The organism is Marinobacterium iners (assembly GCF_017310015.1).
In the GTDB taxonomy this organism is placed as follows: domain Bacteria; phylum Pseudomonadota; class Gammaproteobacteria; order Pseudomonadales; family Balneatricaceae; genus Marinobacterium; species Marinobacterium iners.
Genome location: NZ_CP022297.1, coordinates 2,885,364 through 2,899,096, shown reverse-complemented (window position 1 = coordinate 2,899,096; position 13,733 = coordinate 2,885,364). Strand labels below are relative to the sequence as shown.

Below are 13,733 nucleotides of genomic sequence, written 5' to 3'. Positions count from 1 at the left end.
TGCTCAGCCAACCACCTGGCCCAGCTGGAAGATCGGCAGGTACATGGCAATAACAAGCCCACCCACCAATACGCCAAGAATGACCATAATCATCGGTTCCAGCAGGCTGGAAAGGTTGTCCACTGCGTTATCCACATCTTCTTCATAGAAGGTGGCAATTTTATCCAGCATGTGATCAAGAGAGCCCGCCTCTTCACCGATTGATAACATCTGTATCACCATTACAGGAAATATACCGGTCATGGTAGTAGCATTGGTTAGCGATTGCCCCGTCGATACCCCGTTTCTAATCTGCTTGATAGCATCACTGTAAACCACATTACCCGTAGAGCCAGCTGCAGAATTGAGGGCTTCTACCAACGGTACCCCTGCAGCGAAAGTTGTGGCCAATGTGCGTGCAAAGCGGGCAACTGCAGCTTTATGGAGAATTCCGCCAAATACAGGTAGCCTTAGAATTGATCTATCAACGAGATTCGAGAACTTCTCCGACCTGGCGTGTAGTTTTGCAAAAAAGAAAACAGATGCGACAATGATTAACAGCACCACAAACCACCATTTCTGCATCCACTCAGACATGTTCACCACGAGTTGTGTGAACGCAGGGAGGTCGGCACCGAATCCCCTGAATATTGAGTCAAACTGAGGCACAACCTTCACAAGAAGAATCGCAGATACAATGACACCCACAACAATCACGGCAATCGGGTAAGTCATGGCTTTTTTGATTTTCTTTTTGAGAGACTCAGTTTTCTCTTTGTAGGTTGCGATTCTGTCGAGCATAGTTTCCAAGGCGCCCGACTGTTCACCAGCTTGCACAAGGGAGCATACAAGGTCATCAAAATAGTCGGGGTGTCTCGCTAGTGCAGACGCAAAATCAGTCCCTGAATTGACATCGGAACGTACAGTCTGAATGAGCTTTTTAAGCTTGAACTTGTCTGCACCGTTTGAAACAAGATCGAGCGCCTGTAACAGGGGAACACCGGCTCTCATCATGGTGGCCAGTTGGCGAATAAGGTAAGCAATATCAACCGGCTTAATGGGCTTGCTTTTGCTTCCAAAAAGACCCATGCCCTCCTTGTGAATTTTGTGGGGGTTAACACCCTGATGACGAAGGAGAGATTTTGCTTTAGCAAGGTTTACCGCGTCAATTTTACCTTTGCTGATATTGCCGCTCTTGTCGCGCCCTTGCCAGACGTAGGTGTTTTTCACTTCTTCCTGTTGTTGCTTTCGACTTAGTGCTTTAGCCATGTTCAGTCCTTGTCAGGTCTTGATGACGCGGTTCATCTCTTCCAAACTCGTCAAGCCATTGGCAACTTTGATGAGACCTGCCTCGCGAAGCGTCTTGAAGCCTTCTTGTTTTGCCACTCTGAGTATATCAATAGATGTGCCGTTATCCATAATGCACTCAGCCACGTCTGCTGTCATCTGCAGTATCTCGTAAATACCCACACGTCCCTTATAGCCACGATTGCAGCTGTTACAACCTTTATGGTTTGCTTCATATATGTGCAATGCAGGTATTGCCTCTACAGAAAAACCTTCCTCGATCAAGGTGGCCTCTGGTAGGTTGACAGGTTTTTTACAGTCTGAACATAGTCGACGCCCCAGTCTCTGAGCTATGATCAAGCTTACAGATGTTGCAATATTGAATGCAGGTACTCCCATGTTTCGTAACCGTGTCAGAGTTTCGGGTGCACTATTTGTATGCAATGTAGACAGCACCATGTGCCCTGTTTGAGCAGCCTTGATCGCAATCTCGGCTGTTTCCAAGTCACGAATCTCACCCACCATCACCACGTCGGGGTCTTGGCGCAAAAAGGCACGAAGTGCTTCAGCAAATGTAAGCCCGACTTTAGGGTTAACATGGACCTGGTTAACCCCCTCTAGGTTGATCTCTACCGGGTCTTCTGCAGTCGAAATATTGCGCTCTTCTGTATTTAAAATATTGAGACCGGTATAAAGCGTTACTGTTTTGCCCGAGCCAGTGGGGCCTGTGACTAAAATCATACCCTGCGGCTGCTCAAGCGTAGACATGAAGGCTTCTTTCTGATCCGGCTCAAAGCCCAAAGCTTCAACACCCATTTGGGCGCTGGTCGGGTCGAGAATACGCAATACAATCTTTTCACCCCAAAGAGTAGGGAGTGTGTTGACACGGAAGTCAATAGCGCGCTTTGCGGAAACCTTTAACTTAATGCGTCCGTCCTGAGGTACGCGCTTCTCTGATATATCCATCTTGGACATGACCTTCAAGCGAGCAGTTAATCGGCTGGCGAGGTTCAGGGGAGGGCGGTGTACCTCCTGCAGTATCCCATCAATACGACAACGTACCCTGTATGCTTTCTCGTACGGTTCAAAGTGAATATCTGAAGCGCCTTTCTTTATCGCGTCCAGTAGTACTCTGTTGATAAATCGAACAATTGGGGTTTCGTTAGCTGCATCTTCAGCGACATCTTCTTCCGTTTGTTCAGTTGGATGCAGTTGCAGGTTTTCCAGGTCTTCATCTTCCAGCTCGTCCATGGCTGTTGATGAGTGCTCCAGGTACTGGTCAAGCCGACGGGTTAGCTTGTCATCTTCGACAATGACAGCCTCAGTTGTGATGCCAGTCTGAAATTTGATTTCGTCGAGCGCCTGGATATTTGTAGGGTCGGAAACGGCAATGAATAACCTGTTTTCCCGACGCATCAGCGGAAGAACATGGTGCTTGGTGATCAGGCCCTCGGCTACAACCTCTTTGGGCAGTAGCTCATCAGAGATGGCGTCGATGTCAAAAAGAGGTAAGCCGAACTCATCAGATGCGGCAGTAGCCGCCCGCTGGGCGCTGACGAGTCTGTGCTTGATTATGTAGGTTATGAACGGCTGGCCAGCCTTTTGGGCTTCTTGAATCGCATCCTGTGCGACTTCGGCTGAGAAAACACCATCATTGACCAAGCGTTTGGCCAAGCCTGTAAGGGGTTGCATTCCTCTAGACACCGGGACTCCTGTAACCTCAAAACTGCACATTGCGGCTGTATAGTAATGGCAATCAAAGCACAGCGGCAGTCAAACTGTAAACTGTTCTGGGTAGAGTGATCAGCCTTTGATTCAGCTCAAGCTAATTTTGCATTCAGTTTGTGTTAAGGCTGGACAGGGAGGTAATCACTGGCCTAGTATCTAATGCAGCGTCGGGGTAACAGGAGATGTGCCCGCATGCTGCACCTCTTTTAGAAACGTTAACTCGCTGGAGAGATAACCATGAAAAAACAGATGAATCAGAAGGGTTTTACTCTGATCGAACTTATGATCGTTGTGGCGATCATCGGTATTCTGGCTGCGATCGCGCTGCCTGCTTATCAGGATTATACGCGTAAGGCGGCGAACAATGCGTGTTTGGCTGAGGCTAAAGGTGCTGCAAATGCGTTGTTGATAGCTGTATCAGAAGAGGGGGCATCTGCACCCGCCAGCGCTGAACCGTCAGAGTGGAGTGCTTGTGCAGGAAATGCACCAGGTAACTTTACTGTAGCGAATTTTGCATCCCCTGGATCGGTTACTGTGGTTGCGGCGGAACCAGGTGGCGCAACTATTGAATGTGATACTGAAAGTGCTAACTGCTCACATGATGGCTGATAATTGATGTGATGTGTGTGTGATTAATTTGAGTTACTTCATCGAAGCCCTGGATTGTCGGGGCTTCTTTGTTTTTGACCAATGTCCAAATGCCGGAGGTGGCTATGAACAGGGCAAAGGGATTCACACTGATTGAGCTGATGGTTGTGGTTGCCATTATCGGCATTTTGGCCGCGGTAGCATTGCCAGCATATCTTGATTACACGCGTAAGGCAGCTAACAGTGCCTGTATGGGGGAGGCAAAAGGCTATGCGATGAGTGCTTTGGTGGCTCTAACCGATGGCAGTAGTTCATTTCCTTCGCCGACTGAGTCCGCCTGTGTATGGATAACCGATGTGGCAGCTATTGCCAGTCCAACGGTTGGTGCCGAAATTCAGGCTTACCCCAAAAGCCCCGGTGATACGGGCATACGTTGTAATTTGAATGCCGATACCGCTTGCCGTCCGGATACAACGGGTACAGTCGGGCCAACACCTTAATCAAGGGAGAAAAAAGGGGGCAGACCCCATTTCCATTTCCTGATATCGTGATGCTTCCATTAAACGTATTTGATGGGGGATACTATGCCTCGCCGTGCGCGTGTCGTTCTGGACGGTGTACCCTTGCACTGTAGTGGTTAACCAATCCCGGACAGTATTTTAAGGTTTTCTTCGGCGGCAACAGGCGAAATGCCGTCGTTAAATGCGTGAGGTCGCTGCCGGTTGTAGTAGTCCATCAGGTAGCCCCCAACATCTTTCTTGGCCTCGGCCAGGTTCTGATACCCCAAGGCTGGTATCCACTCCGATTTCAGACTCCGGTACAGCCTTACCATCGGAGCGTATCCCAGCAGTTGCCGCGCTGGCTCATGCTTTGCGTCATTCGATAGCGCCAGAGTCTCTGACGGAATTTACGGCTGGCGTACTGGCTTCCCTGGTCTGAGTGGAACATGACTTTCTCTGGTTGGCCACGCTGCTCCCAGGCGTGGTCCAGCGCTTTGACAACCAAGTCCGCATCCGGGCTGGATGACATCGCCCAACCAACAACGCGTCGGGCACACAGATCCAGCACGACTGCCAAATAGCTCCACTGCTGACCGCTCCATACATAGGTGATGTCACCACGCCTTGCGGGTGAGTCCACCCTTCATGACACGCCCCACGTTAGCGTCCAGCCAGGTCTTGAACGCTTCCAGTCGAGGCAGGCTCGATGCCTGACGGATCTGATAGCGTTCGGCCACGCTCAGGTCCTTGATCTGACGTTCGATGGCATACAGTTTGTTGATGTGACTGAGTGCCGCATCCGCTTTGGACGGCTTGGCCTGTTTGCCTTTACTCGCCGGCTTGGCCGCTTTGGTCGCTTCGATGAACTTGCGGCGGGCATGATTCCAGCAGTCGATGCGTGTCAGCTCATTGGCTGAACAGATCGGCGCATAACCGGAGTAACCATCGGCCTGCAGGACACCCTTGAAGTCATCGAGCAGGCGTACGGGTACCGGAGTGCTTGGAATTGTTGTTGAACATAGTGTTATACTTTTTCGGGGAGCTAAAGCTGCTTGTGCAAGGAGGTAACGTGGTTCACGCGAAGCTTTTTTTTGAAGATGGCCAAGATGTATATGTATGTCTTGCAGCCCGCCCGCTGGTGGGTGAGTTTATTGTGTTTAATGAGGATCGCTTCAGGGTCAAGGATGTCACCCACATTGCTACCCCTATTGATGCTCAAGACTTGTCGCCGATGGTGGTCGTAAAGCTTGGTATTGGCCGCAAAGGTTCTCATCGGCACCTTTTGGAATCTTCGCCCAAGGGCTTTTATACAGGTTCTGATTGACTTTCTTTATATGTCTCTCTGTTGCCAGGAGCTTTCACTCCCCATAGGCTGGGCTTGAATGCTCCTGGTTTCCTCATGCTCATGCAAAAAACCAACTCATGTCGTTCGACTCTTTTTGTCGCCTCAATCCGTGACTTGGCTCATGGAATCACTCAGCTGGCTTAACGTGCCTTAACTTGAAGCGATATTATGATCCTGTCTGGATAAAAGATCTGAGTTAGGGACTATACTCAATGTGGCTTTTCCAAAAGGAGTTGTCGATGTTTCCGAAGAAGGTCTGCTCCCATGTATGAAATTGGTAGAATCCGCCAAGCAGGTGTGACGCTGGTTGAGATCATGGTAACTGTAGTGGTGTTGGGGGTTCTTGCTGCCATCGCTATACCGGGTTTTGATGCTTATTCTTCTACCAGTGCTCGACGTGCTGCTGTGAGTGATTTTCTCAGTGCGGCAGGGTTGGCGCGTTCCATGGCAATACAGCGAGGGCAAGATGTTACTCTCTGTCCACGAAACGGAAATCAATGTTCAGCAGCTGCGGACTGGAGCAACGGTTGGCTTATGGTGACGGGTGGTCAGGTGATGAGGTCTTGGGGGGAGACACCATCCGGTGTGCAGCAAATGTCGGCAGATAGTGGTGGTGCCATTACCTGGTCATCAACCGGTATGGTTAGTGCTGCCAGAAATATTGAATTGATTATGATTGACGGTGCTCAAAGATGTATCCGTATCACGACACTTGGGCGTGTAAGTACAGAGACAGGAGCCTGTCCATGATGTCAGCAAGCAGACATTTGAAGTCACAGTTGGGTGTGTCTTTGATCGAAGTAATGGTCGCTGTTGTAATTGTTGCAGTAGGGCTGCTTGGTATAGCCAAGTTGCAAGTCGCTTCATTAAAAAATAATCAGGCTGCTGTTCAGCAAAGTGGTGCCGTGATGGCCGTCTATTCAATTCTGGATCGAATGCGAGCAAATCGGATAGACTTGGGTGGATACGAGCTAAGCAATTGGGCCTCTTCAGGTCCAGCCGGAGGAAGTTTGGCGGCCAATGATTTGGATGAATGGTTCGATGAGTTACGCGGCAATCTTAATGCTCAACCACCTATCATGCCGATGGTCGGGCCTTCAGCGCAAGCACGGATACAGTGCAATGCAAGCCGCTACTGCCAAATTGAAATCAGGTGGAATGAGCGAGTTGATGGTCAAGGGAATGTAGCAACCCAGTCTATTGAGATTGAGGCCCAGTTATGAAAAATGCTGAACGCCTTTGTTGTAAGGGCAAGAAGACAAGTGGGTTTTCGCTTATCGAGTTGATGGTTGCCATGGTGATCGGTTTGGTAATCCTTGGAGCCGTCCTGAGTGTCTTTCTTGTGAACACTCGATCAATGGAAACAACCGAAAATTTGTCTAAGCTTCAAGAAGGTGCGCGGGCGGCGTTTGAGATAATGTCTCGTCAGCTTAGAGAGGTTGCACCGAGTAGTTGTTTCACATCAGACCTTTCGGGTGCAGGGAGTGGCTGGTGGGATGGTCTTGATGACGAGCTAACACCTGATCTGACAGGGTTCGCTGATGTGGGAAATAGTGATGTGCTTCAGATGTACACATCGGCGCCGGGGTTTGCCAATTCTGCCAATTTATTATCAAGAAATTGTAGTCTTGCCGATGGACTTTTTGAGATTGCACTCTTTCCTGTTGCTTGGTTTGTTGGCTGTACAGATGGGGCGGCAAATTGTGCCGAAGGGGATCGTAGTCTCTTTATATCACGAGTGAGTAGCGCAGGTAATGCACTTAGTGAGCCAGTGATGGACGGTGTCGTACGCATGGAGATCCAGAGGCTAAGGTATGGCAGCTCATCCTATGTGTTAACACCCCGTCTCATTAATAGTGATACCTTACCTCTCACACTGGTTGCTGGTTATGGTCCCGCAAGTGGTGGTGGCGGTGTGGGTGGAGGTGGCGGTGACGATGATGATGACGGAGGTGATGATGGAGGCCAGCCGGGCGGTGGAGATGACGGTGGTGGAGATGACGGCGGTGGAGACGACGGCGGTGGAGATGACGGCGGTGGAGACGACGGCGGTGGAGACGACGGCGGTGGAGATGACGGCGGTGGTGATGACGGCGGTGGTGATGATGAGACCAATGAAGAGCCAACTGAGCCAGAGCCCTTGGCTGATGATGTTGTAGCCATCAAGGTGACACTCCATTTCTTCAATGAGGATGGTGAGCCAGTTCCTTTTACTCACGTTATCAGTTTACGTAACAGGATCAGATCATGAGTGCTAAGCGTTATCACTCTTGCCTAAGAAGTAATATAAAGACTTGGCAGTCTCAGCAAGGTATAGCATTGCTTGTGGCTATGATAATTCTTTTGGCAATTACCCTGATTGGTTTGGCAGGCAGCCGTTCAACCGGAATGCAGCAGAGGATGACGGCAAACTTTCACGACAGGGCAGTCGCATTCCAAACAGCTGAGACAGCGCTTGAAGTTGCAGAAAATATTGCCCTGAGCAGGACGTTGAATACTGATGGTACATATGTTTACACAAGTATGAGCTTGGCAGAGCAACGAGCTTATTTTGATGGTCTTGAATCGTTTGTTGATTGCTCGTCTTCAACTGAAAACCAGTGCGCTTTTAATGTCGATGATAGTTATTTACAAGATATGACTGTTCCGTCATCCAGTAGCTTGCTGGCCTCTGATGTTGATATTAGCTATATCATACAGTTAATAGGTGAAGGTGTGGAAACGGGAAACGCAACAGCTTCTCAAAGCGGGCAGTGTTTACAGTATCCAGCAGCAGGATGTGAGCCGCCCAATGTATCCTCCATGTATCTCCGAGTAACCGTGACTGTTGATCAGCCTGATCGTGCAAGAGTGAAATTACAGTCTGTGGTCAAAAGAACTTTTTCCTGAGGTGATCGCGATGAACCCTTCAACCCTGCGAGTAGACATAAAGCATCAGTCCAGAATCCTCAAAGTGTTGCTTCTTTCGATGCTAAGTTCAATCTCAGCGGCAGAAGTTGTTATTGATCAAAGACCTTTGACAGTTACGGATCCTCTCGAGCCTAATTTACTTTATATGCAGGACGACTCAGGCTCTATGAGGTGGGGTTTTGTACCTGATGAGTTGGCAAGCGATCGGAGCTGTAGTGGTGAGGTATCTTTCTATGGCGAGGATCGGCAAAATTGCACAGCCAGTAGCAATCCATTTTTTGTATCCAGCTCAATAAATAAAATTTATTTTGACCCTAACCAAACATATCAACCACCTGTAAAAGAGATAAGCTTTAATTCAGCTGGTGATGTCACCATTGTGCGCTACCCAAATGCAACCTTCACAAACGCGTATTTTGATGGATATGCTCAATCGGGAACACGCTTGAATCTTGCAACAAGCTATCGAGCCTTGATGGATGATTTTTACTATAGTTCTGATGGGTTCTTGGTGACAGCTTCCCGACTGAACGGTAATCGTAGGGCCTTTTATTATGAATACGATACAGATAACTGCTCAACATCTCTATCAGATGATGACTACGAAGATAGTGACTGCTATACGCTAAGATATGTAACTTCTGCGTAACTATTCAGTTGGCTTGATTTAAAAAGTTTTCGGATTATCGCTTGGCGCTGCCATGAAGGTCGGCAAACGTCCTTCGAACAACAGTGTCAACGCCTCGGAACCACTCAGGTTTTGCTTGCGCGCCGTCGACAGATAGCTGCGCACACGACAGAAGATCTGTGCCCCATCCATCGAGCGGAAGCAGCCAGAGATCTTCTGCTGCACCTTGAGCATACGGATATCACGCTCGCCTTGGTTGTTCGTAAAGGGGACCGCCGGATCGTCCAGAAAGCGCAAAACATCTGCCTCATAGTCGCGCAACCGCTCCAGCAGGTTGCGCGCCCGAGAGCGTTTGAGCCGACCACGCTTGCCCTGCCGTTGGTTTTCATCCGGTGGCGGACACTCGTCTTCCGCTTTTTTGAGGCATTGCCGGTAGGCCTTTCGCCACCCTTCTGCCTTTTCAGGCGGCAGGCTGCCGCCCGCACTCTTAACGGCATCCTCCATGGTGCACAACAGGGTTTGCATGCGCTGCGCCCAGGTCTGTTTGTCCTGCTCCCAGGCGCGCTGAAGCTCGCGCAGATGGTGGGCATTACAGAGCGCATGCCGGCACTGATAGCGGTAGTACGGTTTCCAGTGGTCATGACAAAGCACGCCGTGGAAGCGCGGCAGGATACCGATGGCCTCCATCGCCTCGTGACCCCGGTGAGCATGGGGCGCCAGCCAGGTCAGGTCATCATTCGAGGCGCAATGCAGCCAGCGGCGTTGGCCACCGATGTTGATGCTGGTTTCATCGGCGTGAATCAGCACCGACTCGGCCAGACGGTCCTTAACCCAGTGCTCGAAGCCCTCAGCTTTGTCGAAAGCGTCTTGGTTGAAGTTGAACAGCGACCCTGCGCTGAGCGGGATACCAACCTGATCCTCAAAGTATTCGCGGACACGTTCGTAGGGCAGCAGCTGGTACTGCGACAGATACACCGCATGCGCTTTCAAGCGGGGACCATACTGCACCGGACGATCAACACCGGCCGGGAATGGCGCTGTGACGCGTTGCCCCTGTTCGTTCTCCAGGATCTCGGCCTGGTACTCGGTCACGAAGCGGCTGATATCCAGATCGAAGACCTGACGCTTTTCATAGCCGACCACGCGGAATGCGCTGCCCTTAGGCAGGGTGCGCCGGTCGACCTTCACGGTCTTGATCGCATCCGGCTCCTCGACCCGTTGCAGCGTCTTGCCAATACGGCCAGGCTGTCCGCCCGGTTTACGCTCACCTTTACTGCGGCTCTTCTTGGGCCGGTTCGGATCCTGGGAGGGCGGCGTACTGCTGTTGGTACTGTTCGTGTTGAGCCGGCCGGTCATCATCTGGATCAGCACCATCATCATCTCAATGGCTGCGCGCAGAGATGGCGAGAGTGTCTTGTCGTCCTGGAGCTGTTGTCTGACGTTCGCCAAGATGGCGTCGACATCCATATTGCTGATCTTCATGAGCCTGAGTATCGTCGATTGATGGCCTATTATCGCACGACTTTTTCAGGTCAAATTTTTCGCTTTGTGTGCGGATCTGAGCAACTTTTACATTGCTCCCACGCTCCGAGACATAGAGCTCCGCCAGACGCCACAGAGTGGCGGTACGGCACCTTGAGGCAGGCTTTAAAGCGAAATACCGACTGTCACTGGACTGGGAGATATTTTGACAAAAAACCTGTCAAGAACTTTTTGCAGGAACTTGAGCTGAATAGTTACACTTCTGCACAAGAACAAAATTTTGCCAACTGGTTTTCTTTTTATCGTACGCGAGTGCATGTCAGTAAAGCAGGCGTTAGTGAGGCTTTTAGTAAGCTACCACCAACCTATCGTTTAGGCTATGGATCTATCAATAGTAATACCATCTATGGTGTCAGACCTTTTTCATCGCGTGCTGATAATTTTTACTCGTGGCTGGCTGATCTCAGTCCGAATGGAGGTACACCACTAAGACAAGCTCTTGAACGAGCCGGTAATTACTACGAAAATAATGATGAACCTTGGCGTATAAATCCTTCTTCCTCCAGTAGTGATTTATTGTCTTGTAGGCAAAATTTCACAGTTATGATGACCGATGGTTATTGGTCTGGCGGATCCCCTAATGGAGATATTGGAGACTATGATAGTGATACTAGAGAAGTCACACTTGCCGACGTTGCTTACTATTATTGGAGGCGAGACCTAAGAAGTAACTTGAGAAATGATGTTCCTGCTTCACCGGCAAATTGGCAACACATGGTGACTTTGGGCTTAAGCTTTGGTGTGGGCGGTACGCCTGGCCTCAAAGAAGAAGCATTGCAGGTGCTGAATTCCTGTGGCCAAACTGCTGATTGCGAAGCGTTACAGGATGATGTGAACTGGCCTAATCCGATGCCGTCATCAAATGATGGCTGGCAACGCATTGATGATCTTCTGCATGCTGCTGTAAATAGCAGAGGCAATTACTTTTCGTCCCAAAACCCTCAAGAATTTGTGGAAGGTTTGGACGCAATTATCGCCAGTATTAAGGAGAGGCCTGGTAGTGGAACAAGTTTGGCATCCTCAACAACAGGGGCTGGAGATTTTGTTTATGCTAGTGGTTATACGTCAGTTACATGGGATGGTTACCTTAAGGCCTACTCGGTAAATGCGGATGGTGGGTTAGAAAATGTCATATGGGAATCAAGTTTTCCCGCTCATACTGAAAGGAAAATACTGACACGGCGAGATTCTGATGGTGCTACCATAGAGGTAAAATGGGATGGGTTGAGTGACACTCTGCGTTCACTTCTATCCTCATCCGGTGTTACGGAAGAAGTGCTGGATTACTTGAGAGGCGACAGAACTAAAGAGCGGATATCTTTAGTGGATACAAACGAAAATCGTCCATATCGTTTTAGAGGTGGGTCAGTCTTAGGTGGGATTATTAACTCAAGCCCTGTTTTTATACCTAAAGTAAATCCTGATAAGTTTAAAACCTTTAACTGGAGTGAGTTGTCAAGCTACGAAAGTTTTGCTGAAGGCGATGCTGGCTCAAGAGCTGAGGTTATTTATACGGGTGCGAATGATGGTATGCTGCATGCTTTTTATACGGGTAATGGACCAGAGGCAGGTGAAGAGGTCTTTGCATATATTCCCTCATTTTTATTAGATGATATTGGTGTTTTGAGCGACCCTGATTATGTGCATCGATACTTTATAGATGGTGATTTAACTGCTGCAGAGGTGTATGTAGCAGGTAGTTGGAAGACAGTGCTTGTCGGTACACTTGGTCGCGGTGGTGAAGGTATATTCGTTCTTGATGTTACAGACCCAACATCACCACAGGTGCTTTATGAATATGACGGTTCATCATATACTGATATTGGTAAAATTATTGGAAAACCAACAATCACGCGTCTTGAGGATGGAAGCTGGGTTGTTTTGTTAGGTAATGGCTACAATAGTAGTAGCCACGATGCAAAACTACTTAAAATAGATCTTTCAACTGGTGTGCTTACCTCTACAACAATAGCAAGTGGCTCAGCGGCCAATCCGAATGGGCTCGGTAGTCCTTTTGCGTGGGATTCAGATCAAAGTGGTGCATTCGACTTGGTTTATGCTGCAGACTATCAGGGCGATGTGTGGGCAATCGATATCTCTTCCAGCTCTGTAACGAGCAGGAAGGTATTTGACGGCTATCAGGCTATAACTGCTCCTGTTTTTGTTACAAAGCAACCTGATACTTCTTATACTTGGATTTTTGTTGGTACTGGCCGCTTTTTGAGTGAAGATGATATCGGTAATACTGGCGTGCAAACTTGGTATGGTTTCAAAGATCCAGGAGCAGGTGTAGTTCTTGATAGGTCTGATCTTAAAGAGCGTACGATCACTGCCGAGATTGAAATAGCAGGTTTCGATGCGCGAACTGTCTCTTCAGCTTCCTCTGGAGATATGGCGGGTAAGCAAGGTTGGTTCATGGATCTGGTTGTAGGCGGTAACAATCAGGGGGAGCGTATGGTGTTCCAGAACCGAATTGTCGGAAATGTATTACTGGGCTCAACTTTGCTGCCAGTTGCTGACCCGTGTCAGCCTGGTGGTACAGGTTATTTGATGTCGATAGATGCATTTACTGGGGCTGGTCTAGAGGATTTCTTCTTTGATTATAGCGGTGATGGTCAGTATGGATCTGAAGATAAATACGGGGACAGCTTTGGTAGCGGGATTTCATTCGGTGCTATTCCATCAGTTCCTGTTATTGTGAATGGCTCGGTGATTGTTCAGCAGGAGAACACTCAAATAGGTGAGACTTCTATTATAATTAGTGGAGGATCAGGTCTAACAATTGAAAGAATACTTTGGCGTGAAATGACAGGAGGCTGAGTGAATGATGAAGTATAGAGCGGCGGGTTTCACGCTAATTGAGGTTCTGATAGCAGTTCTGATTATAGGTATTCTTGCATCTATAGCATATCCTGCCTATTTGCAGTATGTCGAAAGCGGACGACGTAAATCTGCAACAAGTTGCCTTTCTGAGCTTGCACAGTATATGGAGCAAGCTTATGCGCGGACGTTTTCTTATTCTGTAGCATTACCTTTAAATGAAACATCTTGTGACAATGACTTACAGTTATTCTATTCATTCCAGTTTGCTCAAGGGCAACCTACGCAGACTACATATAATATTCAAGCTGTACCCGTCGGTGCTCAATCAGGTGACGCGTGTGGTACATTGTCGCTTAACCAAGCAGGTCAAACGACTCCTACAACTTCAGGCTGTCAGTGGTAG

13 protein-coding genes and 2 pseudogenes are annotated in these 13,733 nt (G+C 48.9%); 10 read left to right on the top strand and 5 right to left on the bottom strand.

The window, feature by feature from the left end; genetic code table 11:
* Positions 1-3 precede the first annotated feature (3 nt).
* Both CFI10_RS13895 and pilB read right to left on the bottom strand, forming a co-directional pair.
* Entirely contained in the window at positions 4-1,248 is a 1,245-nt protein-coding gene (locus tag CFI10_RS13895) for a type II secretion system F family protein (RefSeq protein ID WP_206835427.1), read from the bottom strand.
* 12 nt (positions 1,249-1,260) lie between these two features.
* Positions 1,261-2,958, bottom strand: coding sequence for a type IV-A pilus assembly ATPase PilB (pilB, locus tag CFI10_RS13890; RefSeq protein WP_206842166.1), 1,698 nt, complete (start codon positions 2,956-2,958; stop codon positions 1,261-1,263).
* 285 nt (positions 2,959-3,243) lie between these two features.
* Between pilB and CFI10_RS13885 the strand changes: the two are divergent.
* Both CFI10_RS13885 and CFI10_RS19405 read left to right on the top strand, forming a co-directional pair.
* Positions 3,244-3,349, top strand: a pseudogene (locus CFI10_RS13885) (prepilin-type N-terminal cleavage/methylation domain-containing protein); the annotation flags it as partial.
* Between the two features lie 358 nt (positions 3,350-3,707).
* The gene (locus tag CFI10_RS19405) at positions 3,708-4,082 is read left to right on the top strand and encodes a type IV pilin protein (RefSeq protein ID WP_341868535.1); all 375 of its coding nucleotides are present in this window, start codon (positions 3,708-3,710) and stop codon (positions 4,080-4,082) included.
* 137 nt (positions 4,083-4,219) lie between these two features.
* Here CFI10_RS19405 and CFI10_RS13875 read toward each other — a convergent pair.
* Together CFI10_RS13875 and CFI10_RS13870 are read right to left on the bottom strand one after the other, a co-directional pair.
* Positions 4,220-4,701, bottom strand: a pseudogene (locus tag CFI10_RS13875) (IS3 family transposase); the annotation flags it as partial.
* A complete protein-coding gene (locus tag CFI10_RS13870; RefSeq protein WP_425270454.1) occupies positions 4,697-5,038 on the bottom strand; it encodes an IS66 family transposase in 342 nt (113 codons plus the stop codon). The pseudogene CFI10_RS13875 and the gene CFI10_RS13870, both read right to left, overlap by 5 nt.
* 113 nt (positions 5,039-5,151) lie before the next feature.
* Here CFI10_RS13870 and CFI10_RS13865 point away from each other — a divergent pair, with 113 nt between their 5' ends.
* From CFI10_RS13865 to CFI10_RS13840, 6 genes are all read left to right on the top strand, one after another.
* Complete coding sequence (locus tag CFI10_RS13865) at positions 5,152-5,406, top strand: hypothetical protein (RefSeq protein WP_206835426.1); 255 nt, start codon at positions 5,152-5,154, stop codon at positions 5,404-5,406.
* Between the two features lie 285 nt (positions 5,407-5,691).
* On the top strand, positions 5,692-6,177 hold the full coding sequence (locus CFI10_RS13860) for a GspH/FimT family pseudopilin (protein WP_206842161.1): 486 nt from the start codon (positions 5,692-5,694) through the stop codon (positions 6,175-6,177).
* Positions 6,174-6,650, top strand: a complete 477-nt coding sequence (gene pilV / locus CFI10_RS13855) for a type IV pilus modification protein PilV (RefSeq protein ID WP_206835423.1) — start codon at positions 6,174-6,176, stop codon at positions 6,648-6,650. The genes CFI10_RS13860 and pilV overlap by 4 nt, the downstream gene beginning before the upstream one ends.
* The gene (locus tag CFI10_RS13850) at positions 6,647-7,678 is read left to right on the top strand and encodes a PilW family protein (RefSeq protein ID WP_206835419.1); all 1,032 of its coding nucleotides are present in this window, start codon (positions 6,647-6,649) and stop codon (positions 7,676-7,678) included. The genes pilV and CFI10_RS13850 overlap by 4 nt, the downstream gene beginning before the upstream one ends.
* Positions 7,675-8,316 carry a pilus assembly PilX family protein gene (locus CFI10_RS13845; RefSeq protein ID WP_206835416.1) on the top strand — a complete coding sequence of 214 codons (642 nt, stop codon included), beginning with the start codon at positions 7,675-7,677 and terminating at the stop codon, positions 8,314-8,316. The genes CFI10_RS13850 and CFI10_RS13845 overlap by 4 nt, the downstream gene beginning before the upstream one ends.
* A gap of 10 nt (positions 8,317-8,326) precedes the next feature.
* Complete coding sequence (locus tag CFI10_RS13840; RefSeq protein ID WP_206835412.1) at positions 8,327-8,986, top strand: hypothetical protein; 660 nt, start codon at positions 8,327-8,329, stop codon at positions 8,984-8,986.
* 18 nt (positions 8,987-9,004) lie between these two features.
* Here CFI10_RS13840 and tnpC read toward each other — a convergent pair whose 3' ends face one another.
* On the bottom strand, positions 9,005-10,447 hold the full coding sequence (gene tnpC / locus CFI10_RS13835) for an IS66 family transposase (protein ID WP_206834310.1): 1,443 nt from the start codon (positions 10,445-10,447) through the stop codon (positions 9,005-9,007).
* Here tnpC and CFI10_RS13830 point away from each other — a divergent pair.
* Both CFI10_RS13830 and CFI10_RS13825 read left to right on the top strand, forming a co-directional pair.
* Positions 10,397-13,327 carry a pilus assembly protein gene (locus CFI10_RS13830; RefSeq protein WP_206835410.1) on the top strand — a complete coding sequence of 977 codons (2,931 nt, stop codon included), beginning with the start codon at positions 10,397-10,399 and terminating at the stop codon, positions 13,325-13,327. The genes tnpC and CFI10_RS13830 overlap by 51 nt on opposite strands.
* A gap of 4 nt (positions 13,328-13,331) precedes the next feature.
* On the top strand, positions 13,332-13,733 hold the full coding sequence (locus CFI10_RS13825) for a type IV pilin protein (protein ID WP_277987729.1): 402 nt from the start codon (positions 13,332-13,334) through the stop codon (positions 13,731-13,733).